This window comes from Sphingomonas sp. LR55, assembly GCF_036856015.1.
Lineage (GTDB): Bacteria > Pseudomonadota > Alphaproteobacteria > Sphingomonadales > Sphingomonadaceae > Sphingomonas.
Window position 1 is genome coordinate 2,505,242 of the sequence record NZ_JASPFO010000001.1, and the last position, 20,738, is coordinate 2,525,979.

Annotated in this window: 17 protein-coding genes and 3 pseudogenes; 9 read left to right on the plus strand and 11 right to left on the minus strand. The window is 66.0% G+C overall.

Translation table 11 applies throughout. The features are described 5' to 3' along the window. The first annotated feature begins 361 nt into the window (after positions 1–361). From QP181_RS11920 to QP181_RS11930, 3 genes are all read left to right on the plus strand, one after another. Positions 362–1,735, plus strand: coding sequence for an MATE family efflux transporter (locus QP181_RS11920; protein WP_333928645.1), 1,374 nt, complete (start codon positions 362–364; stop codon positions 1,733–1,735). A gap of 85 nt (positions 1,736–1,820) precedes the next feature. Further along, a complete protein-coding gene (locus tag QP181_RS11925; RefSeq protein WP_132736270.1) occupies positions 1,821–2,042 on the plus strand; it encodes a hypothetical protein in 222 nt (73 codons plus the stop codon). Between the two features lie 37 nt (positions 2,043–2,079). Next, entirely contained in the window at positions 2,080–2,478 is a 399-nt protein-coding gene (locus QP181_RS11930; RefSeq protein ID WP_132895533.1) for an MAPEG family protein, read from the plus strand. A gap of 3 nt (positions 2,479–2,481) precedes the next feature. Here the strand turns inward: QP181_RS11930 and mmsB are convergent. The 4 genes and pseudogenes from mmsB to QP181_RS11950 form a co-directional block, all read right to left on the minus strand. Continuing rightward, positions 2,482–3,286, minus strand: a pseudogene (gene mmsB, locus QP181_RS11935) (3-hydroxyisobutyrate dehydrogenase); the annotation flags it as partial. Positions 3,287–3,477: 191 nt separating this feature from the next. Next, positions 3,478–4,254 carry an enoyl-CoA hydratase gene (locus QP181_RS11940; RefSeq protein ID WP_333928646.1) on the minus strand — a complete coding sequence of 259 codons (777 nt, stop codon included), beginning with the start codon at positions 4,252–4,254 and terminating at the stop codon, positions 3,478–3,480. A 94-nt stretch (positions 4,255–4,348) separates the two neighbouring features. Further along, a complete protein-coding gene (locus QP181_RS11945) occupies positions 4,349–5,392 on the minus strand; it encodes an enoyl-CoA hydratase/isomerase family protein (RefSeq protein WP_132736282.1) in 1,044 nt (347 codons plus the stop codon). Positions 5,393–5,507: 115 nt separating this feature from the next. After that, positions 5,508–6,652, minus strand: a pseudogene (locus QP181_RS11950) (acyl-CoA dehydrogenase family protein). 128 nt (positions 6,653–6,780) lie between these two features. Here QP181_RS11950 and QP181_RS11955 point away from each other — a divergent pair. After that, a complete protein-coding gene (locus tag QP181_RS11955) occupies positions 6,781–7,092 on the plus strand; it encodes a GIY-YIG nuclease family protein (protein WP_132895537.1) in 312 nt (103 codons plus the stop codon). Positions 7,093–7,186: 94 nt separating this feature from the next. Here the strand turns inward: QP181_RS11955 and QP181_RS11960 are convergent, their stop codons facing one another. Further along, on the minus strand, positions 7,187–8,713 hold the full coding sequence (locus QP181_RS11960) for a CoA-acylating methylmalonate-semialdehyde dehydrogenase (RefSeq protein ID WP_333928647.1): 1,527 nt from the start codon (positions 8,711–8,713) through the stop codon (positions 7,187–7,189). 106 nt (positions 8,714–8,819) lie between these two features. Between QP181_RS11960 and QP181_RS11965 the strand changes: the two are divergent. Both QP181_RS11965 and QP181_RS11970 read left to right on the plus strand, forming a co-directional pair. Next, positions 8,820–9,733: pseudogene (locus QP181_RS11965) on the plus strand (LysR family transcriptional regulator). A gap of 41 nt (positions 9,734–9,774) precedes the next feature. Continuing rightward, positions 9,775–10,092: a hypothetical protein gene (locus QP181_RS11970; protein WP_132736294.1), complete on the plus strand. Its 318-nt coding sequence runs from the start codon at positions 9,775–9,777 to the stop codon at positions 10,090–10,092. A gap of 51 nt (positions 10,093–10,143) precedes the next feature. On the opposite strand, the gene QP181_RS11975 is transcribed toward QP181_RS11970, so the two are convergent. The 4 genes from QP181_RS11975 to QP181_RS11990 all read right to left on the minus strand — a co-directional run bounded on the left by QP181_RS11975 (position 10,144) and on the right by QP181_RS11990 (position 15,637). After that, complete coding sequence (locus QP181_RS11975) at positions 10,144–11,226, minus strand: acyl-CoA dehydrogenase family protein (RefSeq protein ID WP_333928648.1); 1,083 nt, start codon at positions 11,224–11,226, stop codon at positions 10,144–10,146. A 4-nt stretch (positions 11,227–11,230) separates the two neighbouring features. Further along, the gene (locus QP181_RS11980) at positions 11,231–12,427 is read right to left on the minus strand and encodes an acyl-CoA dehydrogenase family protein (protein ID WP_333929621.1); all 1,197 of its coding nucleotides are present in this window, start codon (positions 12,425–12,427) and stop codon (positions 11,231–11,233) included. A 261-nt stretch (positions 12,428–12,688) separates the two neighbouring features. After that, positions 12,689–14,212, minus strand: a complete 1,524-nt coding sequence (locus tag QP181_RS11985; RefSeq protein WP_333928649.1) for an alginate export family protein — start codon at positions 14,210–14,212, stop codon at positions 12,689–12,691. Positions 14,213–14,293: 81 nt separating this feature from the next. Beyond that, the gene (locus QP181_RS11990; RefSeq protein WP_443027538.1) at positions 14,294–15,637 is read right to left on the minus strand and encodes a dicarboxylate/amino acid:cation symporter; all 1,344 of its coding nucleotides are present in this window, start codon (positions 15,635–15,637) and stop codon (positions 14,294–14,296) included. A gap of 232 nt (positions 15,638–15,869) precedes the next feature. Here QP181_RS11990 and QP181_RS11995 point away from each other — a divergent pair, with 232 nt between their 5' ends. The 3 genes from QP181_RS11995 to QP181_RS12005 are packed head-to-tail and all read left to right on the plus strand — an operon-like array spanning position 15,870 to position 18,948. Continuing rightward, positions 15,870–17,627 carry a sensor histidine kinase gene (locus QP181_RS11995; protein WP_333928650.1) on the plus strand — a complete coding sequence of 586 codons (1,758 nt, stop codon included), beginning with the start codon at positions 15,870–15,872 and terminating at the stop codon, positions 17,625–17,627. After that, a complete protein-coding gene (locus QP181_RS12000; protein ID WP_333928651.1) occupies positions 17,624–18,835 on the plus strand; it encodes a sigma-54-dependent transcriptional regulator in 1,212 nt (403 codons plus the stop codon). Before QP181_RS11995 ends, QP181_RS12000 begins: the two co-directional genes overlap by 4 nt. Next, positions 18,820–18,948 (plus strand): hypothetical protein, encoded by a 129-nt coding sequence (locus tag QP181_RS12005; RefSeq protein ID WP_333928652.1) that lies wholly within the window; start codon positions 18,820–18,822, stop codon positions 18,946–18,948. The genes QP181_RS12000 and QP181_RS12005 overlap by 16 nt, the downstream gene beginning before the upstream one ends. 124 nt (positions 18,949–19,072) lie before the next feature. On the opposite strand, the gene QP181_RS12010 is transcribed toward QP181_RS12005, so the two are convergent. Then, positions 19,073–20,131, minus strand: coding sequence for an AbrB family protein (locus tag QP181_RS12010; RefSeq protein ID WP_333928653.1), 1,059 nt, complete (start codon positions 20,129–20,131; stop codon positions 19,073–19,075). Further along, the gene (locus tag QP181_RS12015) at positions 20,128–20,733 is read right to left on the minus strand and encodes a spermidine synthase (RefSeq protein WP_443027539.1); all 606 of its coding nucleotides are present in this window, start codon (positions 20,731–20,733) and stop codon (positions 20,128–20,130) included. Before QP181_RS12015 ends, QP181_RS12010 begins: the two co-directional genes overlap by 4 nt. Between the last annotated feature and the right edge of the window lie 5 nt (positions 20,734–20,738).

Here is a 20,738-nt window from a genome sequence, read left to right on the forward strand (position 1 = left end):
AGTTCCGTCAACCGCCGCCACGGTCGACAGCGACATTTCTACGAGGACGGCATCCGCCAGCCATCACCCCCGCGGCTCTCACGGCGATATATGGGCGACCTCAACATAGCCGTCACCCCGGCACAACCGTCACCCCAGCGAAAGCGGGGGTATCTCACGAGGCAGGCGACGCACGCCCCCGATGATATCCCAGCTTTCGCTGGGATGACGGACGTAGGAGGATGATGCCATGGGCATAGCACATCCGCCGATCCCACCGTCCTTACATCAAGGCGCAAAATCGCTCCGCATCAATCCTCCCCGCTAGGGGAGGATCGACGCGAGTAATCGACTTGCCACCCAACCCGGGTAAAGCCGCTACATGACCTCGACCTCGCCCCGCCCCTGGCGCACAGAATGCGCCGCCACGCTGAAGCTCTCCTGGCCGCTGGTCGCGACCAATCTCGCGCAGGCGCTAGTCGGCGCGACCGACGTCGCGATGCTGGGGCGGCTAGGCCCCGACACGCTGGCGGCGGCGACGCTCGGGCTCAACTTGTATCTCGTCTTCCTCGTCTTCGGCATGGGACTCACCACCGCCGCCGTTCCGATGATCGCGCGCGAGCGGGGTGCGCGGCCGCATGCGGTGCGCGATATCCGGCGGACCGTGCGCCAGACCATATGGGTCGCCGCCACGCTCTGTATCCCGTCGTGGATCGTGCTGTGGAATGCCGAAACGATCCTCGTCCACCTGCTCGACCAGGATCCGAAGCTTGCACACGAGGCGGCGAGGTTCGTCCGCGCAGTGATGTGGGGGATGCTGCCGAGCCTCGCCTTCCTCGTGCTGCGCGCGTTCGTCGCCGCGCTGGAAAAACCGGCATGGTCGCTGGTGGTGATGGTCGGGCTGCTGGTCGCCAATGCCGGGCTCAACTGGCTGCTGATCTTCGGTCATGCCGGCCTGCCCGCGCTCGGCCTGCTCGGCTCGGGCATGGCGAGCAGCATCGCCAACGGCCTCAGCTTCGTCGCGATGGCGGCCGTGATCGTCTACGCAAAGCCGTTCCGCCGCTATCGCCTCCTTGGCCGGTTCTGGCGCGCCGACTGGCCGCGATACCGCGCGGTGTGGACACTCGGCCTGCCGATCGCGATCACGCTCGGGTTCGAATCGACCGTGTTCATCGCCGCAGTCTTCCTGATGGGCCTGCTCGGGACCGTGCCGCTCGCCGCGCACGCGATCGCGATCCAGATCGCCAGCGTCACCTTCATGGTCCCGCTCGGCATCGCGCAAGCCGCCACGATCCGCGTCGGTCTCGCGACCGGACGCGGCGACCGCGCGGGGATCGGCCGTGCAGGCTGGGCGGCGTTCGCGATCGGCGAAGGCTTCATGGTGCTCACCGCCGCGTTGCTGATCCTCGCGCCGCAACTCTTGATCGGCATCATCCTCGACGTCGATGCGCCTGCGAACGCGCCGGTCGTCGCGCTGGCGATTTCGCTGCTCGCGGTGGCCGCGGTGTTCCAGGTGGTCGACGGCGCGCAGGTGATCGGCGCGGGGATGTTGCGCGGGCTCGGCGATACGACGGTGCCGATGATCTTCGCGGCGATTGGCTATTGGGGGATCGGCATCGGTGTCGGCGCATGGCTCGCGTTCGGGCGCGGCTGGGGCGGGGTGGGGATATGGACCGGACTTGCGACCGGTCTGGCCGTGGTTTCGGTGCTGATGATGGCGCGATGGCACGCCCGCGAGCGGCTCGGCCTCGGTTGAGGCTCCACTGGCCCCGTTTCGCACTTATGACGGTACCGTTAACTCGTTGAGTGCGTTAACATACATTGCATCACGGGAGCCTAACATGTCCGACCAAGACCGTATCGTCGCGATCGGGCTCCTCACGCAGCGCGACGTCTTCGCGCTAGGCCACGATCTGTCACGCGTCTATCCGATCGACGAAGTGCCGTGCTTCGGCGCGCTGCTCGGGGCGATCGACGATGCCGACCGCGCGTTCCACCGCGCGCACGACGCCCGCCAATCGCTTGCCAATCCGCCGATCACGGTCGCAACATCGGCGCGATAGCGGCGTTCGACACCCGCTACCTTAGCGGAGATCGATCATGACGCATTTGCCCACAGAATTACTGCTGCTCGGCTGGTCGACGGTCCTGTTGTTCGCGTACGTCATGATCCAGGGCCAGACCGCCACGCGCGATCGCGGGCTCGACTGGAATGCGGGTCCACGCGACGGCGAGCAGAAACCGCTCGGCGAGATGGCAGGTCGCGCCGAACGTGCGCTCAAGAACTTCCAGGAAACCTACCCCGTGTTCGTCGCGCTCGCGCTGGGGCTGGCGGTGACCGATCGCACCGGCGGGCTCGGTGCGATCGGCGCATGGCTCTGGTTCGGCGCGCGGATCGCCTATATCCCGCTGTATCTGTTCGGCATCAAATATGTCCGCAGCCTGTGCTGGATGGTATCGATCCTTGGCCTGCTGCTGATGCTGATCCGCTTCCTTTAGGGCTCAAAGCGTGCGAATGATCGCCGAGAAATCGAGGCCACCCTGCCCCGCCTCGGCGAACGCCTCGTAGCGCTCGGCGGCCTTCGCGCCCATTGGCGTATCCGCGCCGACGTCCTTTGCCGCGGCCATCGCGAGCCGCAGGTCCTTGAGCATCAGCGCGGTCGCGAAACCGCCCTGATAGTCGTGATCGGCGGGGGTATCGGGGCCGATCCCCGGCAGCGGCGCATAGGTGGTCATCGACCAGCTCTGGCCCGAGGACACGCTGGCGATATCGTAGAAGGCCTGTGCGTCGAGCCCAAGCTTCTCCGCCAGCACGAACGCCTCGCAGGTCGCGATCATCGTCGCGCCGAGAATCATGTTGTTGCAGATCTTCGCCGCCTGCCCTGCGCCGTTTGTGCCGGCATGGATGACGGCCTTGCCCATGTCCGCGAGGATAGCCTGCGCCCGCTCGAACGCCTCGGCCGAGCCGCCGACCATGAAGGTGAGCGTGCCCGCATTGGCCGCGCCGATCCCGCCCGACACCGGCGCGTCGACCGCGGCGAGCCCCTTGGCCTGCGCAGCTTCGGCAACCTGCTTGGCGGTGGCGACGTCGATCGTCGAGCAGTCGATCAGGATCGCGGACGGGGGCGACGCCGAACAGCGTGTCGTAGACCTCGGCGACGTGCTTGCCGGCGGGGAGCATCGTCACGATCGCCTCGGCACCGTCTGCGGCCTCGGCAGCAGACGCGACCGGCAGGCATCCTGCGATCTTCGCCTTGTCCAGCGCGTCGGCGCTGAGGTCGAACGCGCGAACGTCGTGGCCCTTCTTCGCGAGGTTCGCCGCCATCCCGCCGCCCATGTTGCCGAGCCCGATGAAACCGATCCGTGCCATTGCTTATCCTCTTTAACGATCGACATCCCAGCGAAAGCTGGGATCTTTATGGGGCTAGCGTTTCGACCGCCAACGGGGAGACCCCAGCCTTCGCTGGGGTGACGGGGTTGATACGGACGTTTGTCGGGTCACTTCCCCGTCCAGGTCCCGGCGCGCTTCTCGACGAACGCGGCCATGCCTTCGCTCTGGTCCGCCGTCCCGAACAGCCCGTGGAACAGCCGCCGCTCGAACTGGACGCCCATCGCGAGCCCCGTCTCGAACGCCGCGTTGACCATTTCCTTGTTCGCCAGCACCGCCAGCGGCGCCATCGCCGCGATCGTGGTCGCCGTCTTCACCGCCTCCTCGACCAGATCGTCCGCCAGCACGATCCGCGACACGAGGCCAGCGCGCTCGGCTTCGGCGGCGTCCATCATCCGCCCGGTGAGGCACATCTCCATCGCTTTCGCCTTGCCGACCGCACGTGTGAGGCGCTGCGATCCGCCCATCCCCGGCGACACGGCGAGCTTGATCTCGGGCTGGCCGAACTTGGCGGTATCGGCCGCGAGGATGAAGTCGCACATCATCGCCAGCTCGCACCCGCCACCGAGCGCATAGCCCGCCACCGCCGCGATCACGGGTTTGCGCGTCCGCGTGAAATTCTCCCAGCCGGCGAAGAAGTTGCTCGCGTACATCTCGGCGAAGCCCTGCGACTGCATCTCCTTGATGTCCGCCCCGGCCGCGAACGCCTTGGCGGAACCGGTCAGCACAGCACACCCCTGCGACGCGTCCGCATCGAACGCGGCAAACGCGGCGATCAGGTCGGCGAGCACCTGCGAATTGAGCGCGTTGAGCGCCTGGGGCCGGTTCAACGTGACAAGCGTGACGCCACCGCGCTGCTCGACCAGGATCGTTTCGTAGTCGGCCATTCAATCTCTCCTATCCCGTCACCCCAGCGGAAGCTGGGTCTCTCGATAATGATGAGACCCCAGCTTTCGCTGGGGTGACGTGTGTTCTTTCTACTCAGCCCGGCGTCCACGCCTCATGCTCCGGCAACGGCGCGAAGATCTGGTCGATCACGTGATCGGTCACAGCCTCGGGCGTCGCCGGATCCCAGCGCGGCGCGTTATCCTTGTCGACGATTACCGCGCGCACGCCCTCAATGAAGTCATGCCGCTGCACGACATGCGCGCCAACCGCATATTCCTGCCGCATCTCGTCCGCGAAACTCGCCATCCCCGCGCCCTCGTGGAGCAGCCGGAGCGACACCTTCATCGTCTGCGGCGACTTGGTCTTCAGCGTCGCGAGAGTCTGAGTCGCCCACTCCCCACCATCGGCGTCGAGCGCGGCATAGATCTCCTCCAGCACGTCTGACGCGAACAGCCGGTCGATGTCATCCTTGCGCGCCAAGATCTTCGCGTCGGGTGCCGACGTGGCCAATGCGTCCAACACGCCCGCGATATCCTGCGGCGTCTCCGCGATCCGTGCCTTAGCGGTATCGAGCGTATCGCTCGCGAGAAAATGCGTCGCCAACCCGAGCGCGAGACACTCTGCACCATCGAGCCGGTGCCCGGTCAGCGCGAGATACTGCCCGATCCGCCCCGGCAGCCGCGACAGATACCAGCCGCCGCCAACGTCCGGGAACAGCCCGATCCCCGTTTCCGGCATCGCAAACTTGGTGTTATCGGTCGCAACCCGGAACCGGCACGGCAGCGCTAGCCCGACGCCGCCGCCCATGGTGATCCCGTCCATGAACGCGACGATTGGCTTGGCATAGGTGAACAGCCGGTGGTTCATCCGATACTCGGCGTGAAAAAACGCCCGCGCCTCGACGCCATCGGTCGCGCCGGACGCGGCAAGCATGCGGATATCCCCGCCAGCACAGAACCCGCGCCCCTCGGCATGATCGACCACGATCGCCTCGACCGCCGCGTCGCCACGCCACGCTTCCAGCGCCTCCAGCACGCCTTCGCACATCGCTAGGTTCAACGCGTGCAGCGCCTTCGGGCGGTTCAACCGAATCCGGCCGACAGGCCCTTTACTCTCGACGATTAGATCATCGGTCACGCGTTCACCTCCCGAACATCATCTCTGCGCCTCTGCGCCTCTGCGCGAACAAGAGACTTTTTCGCGCAGAGGCGCAAAGGCGCGGAGCAGAAGAAAGACTTGGAGCTGCGCGGACTCACCGCCGCGTCAGTTCACGACCGACGATCATCCGCATGACCTGGTTCGTCCCCTCAAGGATCGAATGCACGCGCAGATCACGCCAGAAACGTTCGATCGGATAGTCCTGCAGATACCCGTAGCCGCCATGCAGCTGTAGCGCGCGGTCGACCACCGACGAGCCCGTATCCGTCGCCAGCCGCTTCGCCATCGCCGCGAACTTGGTCTTGTCGGGCGCATTCGCCGTCACCTTGGCCGCCGCCATGTAGAGCAGCGCGCGCGCCGCTTCGAGTTCGGTCGCCATGTCCGCCAGCATGAACTGCGTGTTCTGGAAATCGGCGATCGGCTTGCCGAACTGCTTCCGGTCCCTGGTATACGCGATCGCCTCGTCGAGACACCGCTGTGCCCCCCGAGCGAGCACGCGCCGATGTTCAACCGCCCGCCGTCGAGTCCCATCATCGCGATCCGAAAGCCCTCGCCCTCGCCGCCGACCATGTTCGCGGCCGGTACGCGGACGCCGTCGAAGATCACCTGCCGCGTCGGCTGCGAATGCCAGCCAAGCTTCTTCTCGTTCGCGCCGAACGATACGCCCGGCATGTCCTTCTCGATCACGAGGCACGAGATGCCCTTCGGACCGTCCTCACCGGTGCGGACCATCGTCACGTACACCTCGTTCTCGCCCGCACCCGAGATGAACTGCTTCGAGCCGGTCACGATCCAGTCGTCGCCATCGCGCACCGCGCGGGCCTTCAAAGCGGCGGCGTCGGAGCCGGAGCCCGGCTCGGTCAGGCAATAGCTCGCCAGCCGGTCCATCGTCACCAGATCGGGGAGATACTTGTCCTTCACGCCCTGCGAGCCAAACCGGTCGATCATCCACGCCGCCATATTGTGGATGCTGATGAACGCGGACGTCGACGGGCACCCGTAGGACATCGCCTCCATGATCAACGCGGCTTCCAATCGCCCGAGCGCGATCCCGCCGCTCTCCTCGCTGACATAGATCGCCGCGAAGCCGAGCTCGGCCGCCGCCTTGATCGTGTCGCGCGGAAAGATGTGTTTCTCATCCCACTCGGCTGCATGCGGGGTGATCCGGTCGGCGGTGAACCGGCGTGCCAGCTCCTGGATCTCGCGCTGGTCGTCGGTGAGGTCGAACTGGTTGGTCATCGGACTTTCCTGAATCGTCATACTGCGTCCGTCATACTGGGCTTGACCCAGTATCCAGAGCGGCGAATGCTGATGCTCGTGGCTCTGGATCCTGACTTTCGTCAGGATGACGGGGTGGGGGGAATGATATGGCTAGACAACCCGCGGTCTATATCATGGCGAGCTGGCGTAACGGAACGCTGTACATCGGCGTAACCTCCGACCTGATGGCACGAATCGTTCAGCATCGTGAGAGCGCGTTCGCTGGGTTTACTAAGCGATACGCGGTTAACCGGCTGGTGTGGTTCGCAATGGCCGACACGATGGAGGGGGCGATCACGCGCGAGAAGCAGCTCAAGGTCTGGAAGCGCTCGTGGAAGATCGAGCTTATCGAGACCGACAATCCTACGTGGCGCGATCTGGCCGAAGACTGGGGTTTCGATCCCCTCCCGTCATCCTGACGAAAGTCAGGATCCAGAGTCAAAAGCGTCGCGCTCCGTAACTCTGGATCCTGGATCAAGTCCAGGATGACGGGATCCGGGGATGGCAAACCACTCACCCCATCGTCGGGATGACGAACGCATCGTTATTCCGCGCAGGCCCGCCATCCTCGGCCATCGCCGGCAGCGCAGACCCATCCGGCCAACGCTGCGTGATCGTCTTGACCTTGGTCCAGAACTTCACGCCCTCCATCCCGTGCTGGTTGGTGTCGCCGAACGCCGAGCGCTTCCACCCGCCGAACGTATGATACGCGACCGGCACCGGGATCGGCACGTTGATGCCGACCATCCCGACGTTCACCCGCGCCGCGAACTCGCGCGCCGCGTGGCCGTTGCGCGTGAAGATCGCGACGCCGTTGCCGTATTGATGCTCGCTCGGCAGGCGCACCGCCTCCTCGAAGTCGGCGGCGCGGACGATCTGGAGCACCGGCCCGAAGATCTCTTCCTTGTACGCCGACATCTCGGTGGTCACGTGGTCGAACAGCGAAGGCCCGATGAAGAAGCCCTTCTCATGCCCCTGCAACGCGAACCCACGCCCGTCGACGACCAGTTCCGCGCCCTCGTCGACGCCGGTCTGGATCCAGTTCTCGATCCGGGTGCGATGCGCCGCGTTCACGACCGGGCCGTAATGCGCGTCGTTGTCGGTCGACACGCCCACGCGCAACGCCGCAATCGCCGGGATCAGCTTCTCGCGCAAAGCCACGGCGGTCTTCTCGCCGACCGGCACCACCACCGGCAGCGCCATGCAGCGCTCACCGGCGCTCCCGAACGCCGCGCCCGACAAATCCGCGACGACTTGGTCGAGGTCGGCGTCGGGCATGACGATGCCGTGGTTCTTCGCGCCGCCCATCGCCTGGACGCGCTTGCCCGCCTCGACGCCGCGGCGGTACACGTAATGCGCGATGTCGGACGAGCCGACGAAGCTCACCGCCGAGATCGCCGGATGATCGAGGATCGCGTCGACCATTTCCTTGTCGCCGTGGACGACCTGGAAGATGCCCTCGGGCAACCCCGCCTCGACGAACAACTCGCCCAGTCGCACCGGCACCGAAGGATCGCGCTCGGACGGCTTGAGGATGAACGCGTTACCCGTCGCGATCGCGACTCCCGACATCCACAGCGGGATCATCGCCGGGAAGTTGAACGGCGTGATCCCCGCGCCGATGCCGAGCGGCTGGCGCATAGAATAGACGTCGATCCCCGGCCCCGCGCCCTGCGTGTATTCACCCTTGAGGATGTGCGGAATGCCGCAGCAGAACTCGATCACCTCGAGCCCGCGCTGGATATCGCCCTTCGAATCCGCAATCACCTTGCCGTGCTCGGACGACAGCAGGCGCGCGAGTTCGTCCATGTTCGCTTCGACGAGCCGCTTGAACTCGAACATGACGCGGGCGCGACGCTGCGGGTTGGTCGCGGCCCAGCCCGGCTGTGCCTTCTGCGCGGCGGCGACGGCGCGGTCCAGATCGGTCGCGCCCGACAGCCGTACCCGCGCCTGCACCTCGCCCGAATTCGGGTCGAACACGTCGCCGAAGCGCTCGGCCGTGCTGGCCGCACCGCTCACGAAATTCTCGATCGTCCGCATGGCATCCTCTTCTAGTTATCCGCACCGTCGGCCATAAGGCTTTCGCAGCCAAGTGGGGCTGTTTGCAGATTCGCTCTGCAGATATGCAGCATGGGACGAAGCGTTCATGGACTGGGACGACGTTCGGTATTTCCTCGCTTTGGCGCGCATGCACCGACTTGGACCCGCGGCAAAAATGCTGGGGCAGGACGCGACGACGGTTTCGCGACGGCTGCAACGGCTAGAGCGGCGACTCCAGACGACGTTGTTCGAACAGACCGTCGCGGGTTACGCGCTGACGGAACGCGGCTCGGCGCTGCTCGAGCATGCCGAGACGATGGAAGCGTCCGCCCTCGGCATCCAGGAAGTCGTCGGCACCGATGCCGGCGTACTCGCCGGCCCGATCCGGTTGAGCGTCTCGGAAGGGTTCGGCAGCCGCATCCTCGCGCCGCGGCTCGCGTCGTTCACCAACCAGCATCCGCGGATCGCCGTCGACCTGATCGCATCGACCGGCTTCCTTAATCCGTCGCGGCGCGAGGCGGATATCGCGGTCATGCTCGCGCGGCCAAAAGCGGACCGCTGGTCGCGCGCAAACTGACGGACTATCACCTCGGACTGTATGCGCACCCGGATCATCTTGCGCGGACGGGGCCGATCGCGACAACCGCGGATCTGATGCGGCACCGACTGATCGGCTATGTCCCCGACATGATCTACGCCCCCGAACTTCGTTATCTTGCCGAGATCGACGGCCGCCTCGACGCCTCGATCCGCAGTTCGAGCATCGTCGCGCAGGCCGAGCTGATCGCCGCGGGAGCGGGATGCGGGATTCTGCCCTGCTTCATCGGCGACCGGATGCCGGGGCTGGTCCGCGTGCTGCCCGACGCGGTGGACATCGCGCGCTCGTTCTGGCTCGTCGTCCACCGCGACGTCCGCCGGATCGCGCGGATCGACCGGTTCATCGCCTGGCTGGACGCGACCATCGGCGAGTTGAAGCCGTTGATGTTGGGCACGATGCCTGTGATTGCCGCTCGGTATTGAGCGCCGTATAGCCCCCGCGGCAGTTCGCCCGGAGTAACAGCGTGATCCCGACCCTCTACCACAAGATGATCGACTGGATCGGCGATGGCACCGGGCTGCCCGATACGATCCTGCACATCCATGCCGGGATGGCGCTGCTGATGATCGCGCGGCTGATCACGCGGCGGTCGTTCGGTACGTTCATTCCGTGGTGGGTGGTGGTCGCGGGCGAGGCGTTCAACGAGATCATGGACCGCATGACCTTCGGGTCGTGGCGGTGGGAGGATACCTCGCTGGATATCCTCAACACGCTGCTGTGGCCGACGGTGATCTGCCTCGGCGTGCGGCTGCGGCCGATGATCGGGAAGCGCGGGCGGTAGAGCCCACTAGCCGCCCGCCATCCTGACGAAAGTCAGGATGACGAAAAATAGTCAGCCTAGCGCGATATACCGTTGCAGGTGATAGTCCTCGTCACCGAGCTGGTGGTCGATCATCACCAAGCGCTTGGCATAATGCGACACCGCGTATTCCCACGTCATGCCGATGCCGCCGTGCAGCTGGATCGACTCCTCCGCGACCAGCGCTCCAGTCCGCCCGATCGTGTATTTTGCCGCCGACAAGGCCCGCTCACGCGCCTTCACATCGTCGCCGTCGAATGCCGACGCTGCGTTGATCACCGCCGACTGGGCCTGCTCGATTTCGAGCAACACCGTCGCCATGCGGTGCTGGAGCGCCTGGAACTTGCCGATCGGCACGCCGAACTGCTTCCGGTCGCGTAGGTAGCCGAGCGTCGCCTCCTTGACAAACTCCATCGCCCCGACCGCTTCGGCCGACAGCGCGAGCAACCCCGCCCCGATCGCCGCATCGACGATCGCCTGCCCCTGCCCTTCGCCCCCCACGCGCGCATCGGCGCCGAGCGTGACATTCTCGAACGTCACGTCCCCGGCCGCACCACCCTCGACGACGTTGAAGCTACGGACCGACACCCCGGACGTATCCGCCGGTACGAGCAACACGAGCGGCTCACCATCCTGCTCGACGGTCACGACGAACACCGATGCCGCACCCGCCTGCGACACGACCGCCTTCGTCCCGCTCAGCGTCCAGCCATCGCCGCCCTGCGTCGCAGTCACCGGCGTTGCGCCTTCGTCATTCGCGAACGCGGCGATCGTCTCCCCGGACACGATAGCAGCGAGCGTCTCGTCATGCCCGCCAGCCTTCGCCAGCGCACGCCCCGCCATCAGCGCGCCCAGGAACGGCTCGACCACCAGCGAGCGACCGAGCGCCTCGAACACCACCATGATGTCGAACCCGCTGCCGCCGAAGCCGCCCGCCGCCTCGTCGAACAGCGCGGATACGATGCCCAACTCGTTCAACTGCTGCCAGACTGCCGGATTATATCCCGCGTCACTGTAGGCACCGGCATTGCGCGTATCGATCGGATACCCGTCGCGCAGCGCGCGGACGAGCGTGTCGGCGAGCATGCGGCGGTCGTCGGTGTGTTCGAAGTTCATGTGATCAGAGACCCAGGATGGCTTTGGAGATGATGTTCTTCTGGATCTCGTTCGACCCGCCGAAGATCGACAGTTTGCGGTTGTTGAAATAGCTCGGCGCCGCCATCGCCGCATCTTCCGGCCCGACATCCTCGCCGTTCCACCCGGCCTCCAGAGCCTCGGGTATGTACGGCGCCGCGTACGATCCATACGCACGACGCGTCAGCGAGGTGATCTCCTGGCGGATCTCGGTGCCCTTGATCTTGAGCATCGAGCTTTCCGCACCCGGCGCGCCGCCGCCCGCGACCGCCGCCAGCACGCGAAGATTGGTCGTCTGCATGTTGGCCAGATCGATCTCGACCCGTGCCATCCGCGCCGCGAACAATGGATCGTCCGCCAAGGCACGGCCACCCTTCTTCTGCGTCTGCGCGACTTCCTTCAGCCGCTCGAACGACGCGATCGAGAAGCCAACGCCGGCGATGTTGGTGCGCTCGTAGGTCAGCAGGTACTTGGCGTAGGTCCAGCCCATGTTCTCTTCGCCGACGAGGTTGGCGACGGGCACCTCGACATCGGTGAAGAACACCTCGTTCACCTCCTGCTCGCCGTCGATCAGCGTGATCGGGCGGACCTCAATGCCGGGTGACTTCATGTCGATCAGCAGGAACGAGATGCCCTCCTGCTTCTTCGCGGCGGGGTCGGTGCGGACGAGGCAGAAGATCATGTCGGCATGCTGGCCGAGCGTCGTCCACGTCTTCTGGCCGTTGACGACATAGACGTCGCCCTTGCGAACGGCCGTCGTCTTCAGGCCCGCAAGATCGGAGCCCGCGCCCGGCTCCGAATACCCCTGGCACCACCAGTCGGAGCCGTCGAGAATCCGTGGCAGCCACTGCTTCTTCTGCTCTTCGGAGCCGTATTTGATCAGCACCGGCCCGAGCATGTTCACCCCGAACGGTACGACGCGAGGCGCGTGGGCGAGCGCGGATTCATTGTCGAAGATGAAGCGCTGGATCACGCTCCAGCCCGGACCGCCCCACTCCTCGGGCCAATGGTTCGCCAGCCAGCCGCGCTCGTTGAGGATCGCGTGCCATTCCTCCATGTCCGATTTGCGGAGGCGCTTGCCTTCGCGGACCAGTGTCGAGAGCCGCGCGGGGAGTTTGTCGCGGAAGAACGCGCGGACTTCGTCGCGGAACGATTCTTCCTCGGGCGTGAAGCTGAGATCCATGGCCATGTGCTCCTGATGTTGGAGCCCATGTGCCACAGTCGATCAAGGAATTGAAGGACCGGTATGGTCTGGGTAAACGAATTTGTTGCGTGGTGCGACGCAGGTTAATCCGAACGGTATCGCCACACCTCAATCCTCCCCTGGCAGGGGAGATGGCTGGCGCTTGCCAGACGGAGGGGTGTCGCGCTCTCAATGGCGCGCTACCCCTCCGTCAGCCCTGCGGGCTGCCACCTCCCCTCAGAGGGGAGGATCGATAGGGCGTCAGAACCGGTAGCTGATCCAGCCGGCCAGGAAGTCGGAGTTCTTATACCCCGCATTGGTCAACGCAGGCCCGGCGATCAGATGCTCGTATCGCCCGGTGAACGACAGCCGCGAGGTGAACGGGTACACCGCCTGGAAACGGATCGTGTCGGCGATCTTCTTGCCCCCGAAATTCTGCGTTCCCGCAAACGCCGACCCATTCGCGCGGTACACCGCATCGCTCGTCGTATCGCGCCACGACAGCTGATATTCCGCGGTCATGCGCAGCTTGCCGAACGGCGTGAAGGTCACGTTCGGTGCCAGCGCAATCAGGTTGGTCGGCGTCGCGAACAACTGGTAGCTGTAATAGATGTTGTTGCCGAACGGCGCGAGCGAGTTGCGCAGCGTGCCCTTGCCATACGCGCCACCACCGCTGGCATAGTCCGCATGGAAACCGACCCGCGGCGCGGACTTGCCGTCGCCGATCTTGTAAGTCTGCGCCAACAGGATCAGCCACGCCTTGATCGAGCGGTTATCGTACGAACCGCCCTGATAGTTGATCGTCCAGTCGAGATTGACCGGCCCCGCGTCACCCCAGACGTGGAGCCCGTAGAAATTGCGGACTTCGCGCGCATTGTCCGTGCCCCATACCGCCGCGCGGTTGCGCAGGCGCCACAGGAACGGATCGACGTACAGCTTCGAACCGCCGAACAGCGTCTCCGGCACGACGATGCCCGTCGAGATGCCCGAGAAGCGCCGCGCGCTCTCCGCGTTGTCGTCCTGAGTACCACCATTGCCATACGCGGTCGGCTTGAAGTCGAACACGTCGGCACGGACACCGGCAGTGCGCGCCCAGGCGCGGAAGCCGTTGAATCCGAAGAACAAGGTGTTGTTGTCGCGCGGCACGACCAGCAGATTCGGACCGTCCGCAAACGTCTGGCGACCATAGCGCACGCCGACATCGACATCGGCGACCGTCCCGGTCAGGTCGACGAACGCCTGCTGCACCGCGAGCTTGTTGCGCAGGTTCGGCAATGCAGTGCCAAGATTCTGCCCCTCCAGCGTCCCGTGCGCGAGCTCGCCATAGAAGCGGAGATGCTGACCGACATGCAGATCGGCACCCCCGAACAGGCGGAGGATATCCTGCCGCTGTGCTTCGGCATCGCGCAGATTGGGGTTAGTGGTCTCGTTGACGCGCAACCGCGCCTCGCCCGACAGCGTCAGATAGACGTCGCCATCACCGGCGAGGGAAATGAACTTCAGCTGGTCGACGATATCCTTGCGCTTCTTCGGGTCGCGCAGCTTCGACCAATCCTCCGCCCAGCGCGACTGGTTATAGCCGCCCGACGTCGTCCCGTCGCCGATCGCGGCATTGGGATAGCTCTCCGCGATCGGCGAGGCTTCGGCAGTGCTCGACACGTCCTTGGCGCCGACATTGGCTTGGCGTGACGGCGGCGCTTCGGCCTGGGCGGTGGCAACGTTCGCGAACGCGAAGATCGAGAGTGCGGACGTGGCAAGACCAGCCGCGTGCCGCAAGCGGCGCATCGTCATCGAGGTCATAAGCAAGTTCCGGTACTGGCTGGCGGGAACGGGCGGGCGGGGACGGACTAGCCGTCCCCGCCGGCATCAATGGGCGGTGGCAGCGGCGGGGATTGCCGCCGGCACGAACTCGGGGAGCTTGCCCGACAGCGCCGCGTCGAGCTTGTCGCGGTCGAGGGCACCTTCCCAGCGGGCCACGACGATCGTCGCGACGGCATTGCCGATGAAGTTGGTGAGGCTGCGGCACTCGCTCATGAAGCGATCGACACCGAGGATCAGCGCCATGCCGGCAATCGGCACGGTCGGCACGATCGACAGCGTCGCGGCCAGGGTGATGAAGCCCGCGCCGGTCACGCCCGCCGCACCCTTCGAAGAGATCATCGCGACGACCAGCAGCAACAGTTCCTGGCCGAGCGTCAGGTGCGTGTTGGTCGCCTGCGCGATGAACAGCGCCGCCAGCGTCATGTAAATGTTGGTGCCGTCGAGATTGAACGAATAGCCGGTCGGCACGACCAGCCCGACCACCGACTTCTCGCAGCCTGCCGCTTCCATCTTCTGGATCAGGTTCGGCAGCGCGGCTTCCGACGACGACGTCCCGAGCACCAGCAGCAATTCGGCCTTCAGATACTTGATCAGCTTGAAGATCGAGAAGCCGGTGAGCCGGGCGACGGTGCCGAGGATGACGACCACAAACAGCGCCGCGGTGAGATAGAAGGTAGCGACCAGCGCACCGAGATTGGCAAGGCTGCCGATCCCGTACTTCCCGATCGTAAACGCGATCGCACCGAACGCACCGAGCGGCGCTGCGCGCATTAGGATGCCGACCAGCTTGAAGACGATCAGGCTGAGGCGCTCGAGGAAGTTCAGCACCGGCTTGGCAGGCTCGCCGACTAGGCTCAGCGAGATGCCGAACAGGATCGCGACGAGCAGGATCTGAAGGATGTTGCCCTCGGTGAACGCGCTGACCATCGTGTCCGGGATGATGCTCATCAGGAACCCGGTGATCGTCGTCTCGTGCGCCTTCACGGTGTAGTCGGCGATGCCCTTGGTATCGAGCGTGGCGGCGTCGATGTTCATCCCCGCGCCCGGCTGGACGACGTTGGCCACGATAAGCCCGACGATCAGCGCCAGCGTCGAGAAGAACAGGAAGTAGGCGAACGCCTTGCCCGCGACGCGGCCGACCGAACCGAGCTCCTTCATGCCCGCGATACCCGTGACAAGCGTCAGGAAGATCACCGGGGCGATGATCATCTTCACCAGCTTGATGAACGCATCGCCAAGCGGCTTCAGCGCCGCGCCGTACGTCGGATAGAAATGCCCGAGCGCCGCGCCGAGCGCGATCGCGATCAGCACCTGGATATACAGCTGGCCGCTCCAGCGCTTGCGCGCGGGCGTTTCCGCAACGCCATATGTCTGGGATGGTAGGGTCAACATCGCCTCCTGAAACTCTCGTCCACTGCCACGGGACGTTATGGCGACGGTAATGCCGGGCCGGACCGGGGACTACAAGACTAGGTAGCATTCGACATAAAACGTTGGTTTTGCGTGCTTTGTCGGCATACCGACTTTTCAGATGTGCGGAAAATGCCGTGTTTGAGTGATAGCGGACCCCGTTCGTGTGTGATAATCCGCACAAATGGCGCGGCTTCGATCCCCTCTTTTCATGACCGCGCTGGCGGTGCTGCTGGCGTTCGCAGCACTCGGTGTGATCGTCGCCGGAGTCGCGTCGATCTATGGTCCGCGCGCGGTGGCGGACGTGACCCAGACGGTACGAATGCGCGCGGTGCAGCAGACGCGGAGCAACCTCCGCCTGCTCGAAGCTGAGTTGCAGACCTATCGCCTGCTCCCAGTCATGCTCGGCGAATATCCCGCGGTGCGCGCCGCGCTCGCATCGGGACGAGTCGACCGTGCGCTCAACGAAAAGTTGGCGATGCTAGCGGAGCGCACCGGCGCCCCCGTGATCTACGCACTCGACACGCAGGGTATGACGATCGCCGCGTCGAACGCCGCCCGGCCCGACAGCTTCCTCGGCCACGACTATCGGTTCCGCGAATATTTCACCAAGGCGATGGCATCGGGCGCGACCGAGTTCTTCGCACTCGGCAGCGTCAGCGGGCGCCCCGGCCTCTATCTCTCGCGCCGCATCGACCGTGACGAACGGCCGCTCGGCGTCGTCGTGGTCAAGGTCGAGTTCGAGAAGATCGCCCGCGCCTGGATCCAGGATCACATGGCGACCTTCGTCACCGATGCGGACGGCATCATCCTGATCTCCAGCGACCCGGCACTGCAGTTCCGCACGACCCGCGCGCTTGCTCCGGCGCGCCGCGCCGCGCTGATCGCCACCCGCCAGTTCGGATACTCCCCGCTTGCGCCCGCACCACTCCTGCTCGACGAGGATCGCGCGCGGCTTGCGGACGGGACGCCGGCGGTGACGGTGTCGCTGCCGGTACCGATCGCGGGCTGGCGACTGGTGCACATGGAGCCGCTCGACGCCGCGCTGCGCACCGCCGCCGCGCGTACCCGCTGGGCGACCGCGATCGCGGCGCTGGCGACGATCGCGGCGATGCTGGCGGCGTGGTGGCTCTACGAACGTCGCAAGCGCAACGCGGGTGCGCGTGCCGAACTCGAAGCCGAGGTCGCGCGCCGCACCGCGGAGCTACGCGCCACCGCCGACCGTCTCCAGATCGAGGTGGAGCAGCGCGAGGCGTCCGACCAGCGTTTCCGCCAGGCGCGCGAGGAACTGGCGCATGCCAACCGCGTCGGCTCGATCGGCACGATCACCGCCAGCGTCGCGCACGAGATCAACCAGCCGGTCGCCGCGATCCGCACCTTCGCCGACAACGCCGCGGCCTTCCTCGACCGCGGCGAACCCGCGCGCGCCGCGACCAATCTCCAGTCGATCGTCGATCTCACCAGCCGGATCGGCACGATTACCGCTGGGCTGAGGCGCTATGCCCGGCGCGGCGCAGGCTCGATCGGCCCCGTGGCGCTCGACGAGGCAATCGACGGCGTCCGCCTGCTGATCGGCGACCGCTTCCGCGCTAAGGACGTGACGCTTGACCTGCCGACCGGCCCCGAGGCGCGACTGACGGTCATCGCCGGTCGCGTCCGCCTCGAGCAGGTCCTGGTCAACCTCCTCCAGAACGCGCTCGATGCGGTCGCCGACCGCCGCGACGCCCGCGTCAGCGTGACGGTCGGGCGGAAAGGTCGCGACGTCGTGCTGACCGTCGCCGATAACGGTCCCGGTATCGAGGCCGACATCGCCGACCACCTCTTCACCCCGTTCGCGACCAGCAAGAAGGACGGCCTCGGGCTCGGCCTCGGCATCGCGCGCGACATCATGACCGAGTTCGGCGGCACGCTCGACCTCGTCCCCGCTCCAGAAGGCGCCATCTTCCGTATGATCCTGGTGAAGGCATGAGCGAGCAAGCGGTTCTGCTTGTCGACGACGACGACGTGTTGCGCGGCGCGCTCGAGCAATCGTTCGAACTCGCCGGCATCGCGGTGATCGCCGAGCGCGACCCGACCGTCGCGCTCGCCCGGGTGACCGCCGGGTTCGACGGCGCGGTCGTATCCGACATCCGCATGCCGAAGATGGACGGCCTCGAACTCTTCCGCCGGATCGCCGCGATCGACCACGAGATCCCGGTGCTGCTGATGACCGGCCACGGCGACGTCGCGATGGCGGTCGCCGCGCTCAAGAACGGCGCGTTCGACTTCATCCCGAAACCCTTCGCGACGGACCATTTGATTGCGGGGGCACGCCGGGCGCTCGAAATGCGCCGCCTCGTCCTCGACAACCGCCGGCTCAGAGCAGCGGCCGAGGAAACGATCGGCGCCGAACCCCTGATCGGCGAGACGCCGGTGATGGTCCGCCTCCGCGAAACAATGCGCCAAATTGCTCAGGCCGACATCGACGTTCTGATCGAGGGGGAGACCGGCACCGGCAAGGAACTCGTCGCCGTCCTGCTCCACCGCTGGAGCAACCGACGGTCACGGCCCTTCGTGGCAGTCAACTGCGCCGCGCTGCCCGAGGCCGTCGCGGAAATCGAGCTGTTCGGCCACGACGGCGACTCCCGCCTGCCGCGCACCGGCCGGATCGAGGCCTCGAACCGCGGCACGCTGTTCCTCGACGAAATCGAAAGCACGCTGCCGGCGTTTCAGGCGAAACTGCTCCGCGTACTCGAAGAACGTGAGGTGATGCCAGTCGGCGGCGACCTGCCGCGCGCACTCGACCTCCGCGTAATCGCCGCCGCCAAACCCGGCCTTGAACAGGCTGTCGAGGAAGGGAGGTTCCGCGCCGACCTCCTCTTCCGCCTCGACGCGGTACGCCTGCGCATCCCGCCGCTGCGAGAGCGCCGCGACGACATCCCGCTGCTGTTCGGCCACCTGCTCCATCAGGCGGCAGAGCGGTTCGGCCGCGAGGTCCCGACGATCGACACCGCGACGCTCGCGTATCTCGGTCAGCACGACTGGCCCGGCAACGTCCGCGAACTCGACAACCTAGCGAAACGTCTCGTGCTCCGAGTTGAGGCGGAAGAGGCGGTCGACGAAGACAGCGACATCCCCTCCCCGCCCGCGTCGACAAGTTCGAGGAAGCCACGATCCGCGCCGTGCTACAACAGGTAAGTGGCGACGTCCGCTCTGCGCTAGCCGCGCTCGGCATCCCGCGAAAGACATTCTACGACAAGCTCAAGCGCCACGACATCGACGTGGAGGCGTATCGTCCGACCAAGGGCTGACCGCAGATACTCCCCTGCAAGGGGAGGTGGCAGCGCGAAGCGCTGACGGAGGGGTGATCCGCTCCCGATAGCGCGATACCCCTCCGTCGCTTCGCGCCACCTCCCCTTGCAGGGGAGGATCAATCTAAGTCGGGATGACCGGCGGCGGCACACCGCCCTGCCGCGTCGCCACGAACTTCGCGAGCGGCGGCCCGATCAACAGCACCCCCAGGAACCGCAACACCTGCAACGCCATCATGAACGGCACATCCACCGGGCTAGACGCAGCGATGATCGCAACCGAATCCATCCCGCCCGGGCTCGTCGCCAGATACGCGGTCACCGGATCGATCCCCCACCACCGTGTCAAAACCGCCGCAATCCCGCCGCAGAACGCGATCAGCAGCGCCACCGACAGCAGTATCCGCGGCATCGCCTTGCCCGCCACCCGCAGCGTATCGCGTGTGAACGACAGTCCGATCCGCCACCCGACCACCGCATAGCTGATCGCGAGCAGCCACTGCGGCAACACCGGCTGCGCAACGCCGGTAACATTGAGCGCCGCCCCCGCCACCAGCGACCCGAGCAGGGCGCCGGCCGGAAGCTTCAGCACGACCCCTACCCCAGCACCGACCCCGGCAATCCCGATCGTCCGCAGCACGGCGAGAGGATCGACGGATGCGAGCCATGCCCCCGCGACATGATGTCCAGTCCCACCGCCGACCATCACCGCGGCCAGCACTGAAGCGACCACCGCCACGCTCACCACCCGCGTGTAGGTCATCACCGCGACCAGCCGCGAATCTGCGCCGTAGGCCTGCGCCATCAGCACCATCGCGCTCGCCGCGCCGGGCGTCGATCCCCATACCGCGACGGTTCCCGGCAACACCTGCCACCGGCTGAGCAGATACCCGAGCACGCTGCTCGCCGCGAGCGTGACGAAATTGACCATCAGGAACACCGGCCAGTGGTCCGCCACCGTCGCGACGATCCCGGTCGTGATCGAGCCCGCGATCAGCGTCCCCACCGCCGCCTGCGCGCCGCGAAAAGCCGAAGTCGGCACGGTCAACGACCAACCCCTCACCGCAAGCACCACCGCCGCGACCATCGGCCCGAGCAACAACCCCGCAGGCAGCCCAACGACCTCCAGCACCCCCGCGATCACCGCCGACAGCGCGATCAATACGGCCCAGCGCCCGATCATGCCTTGGTAGCGAACCAGATCGTATGCCGCGCGCCGCCCTTCCGCGTCGCCCGAGCGATCACCTCGTCGACCGCGAACCCCGCTTCGGCAAGTCGGGTAGCGAAAGGCTTGCTCGGCGCCGACGACCACACGGCAAATATGCCACCGGGTCGCAACGCCGCCCGCGCCAACGACAATCCGCGTGCGCCATAAAGCCGATCGTTACCCGGCCGTGAAATCCCGTCGGGCCCGTTATCGACGTCGAGCAGGATCGCGTCCCACTCCCCCTCGGCAATCGCCGCGGCGACGTCGCCCTCGATAATCCGGGTCCGCGGATCGGTCAGGCTGTCACCATGCAGCGCCGCCATCGGCCCCTGCGCCCACTCGATCACCGCCGGTACGATCTCCGCGACCGCCACCTGCGCATCAGCGCCAAGCCGCGCCAGTGCTGCCCGCAATGTGAACCCCATCCCGAGCCCGCCGATCAGCATCCGCGCGCCGGGCCGGTCGCCGATCCGATCACACGCCTGCTCCGCCAGCGCCTCTTCCGATCCGCTCAGCCGACTGTTCATCAACTCGTTAGCGCCGAGCATGATCGAGAACTCGGTGCCCCGCTGGAGCAAGCGAA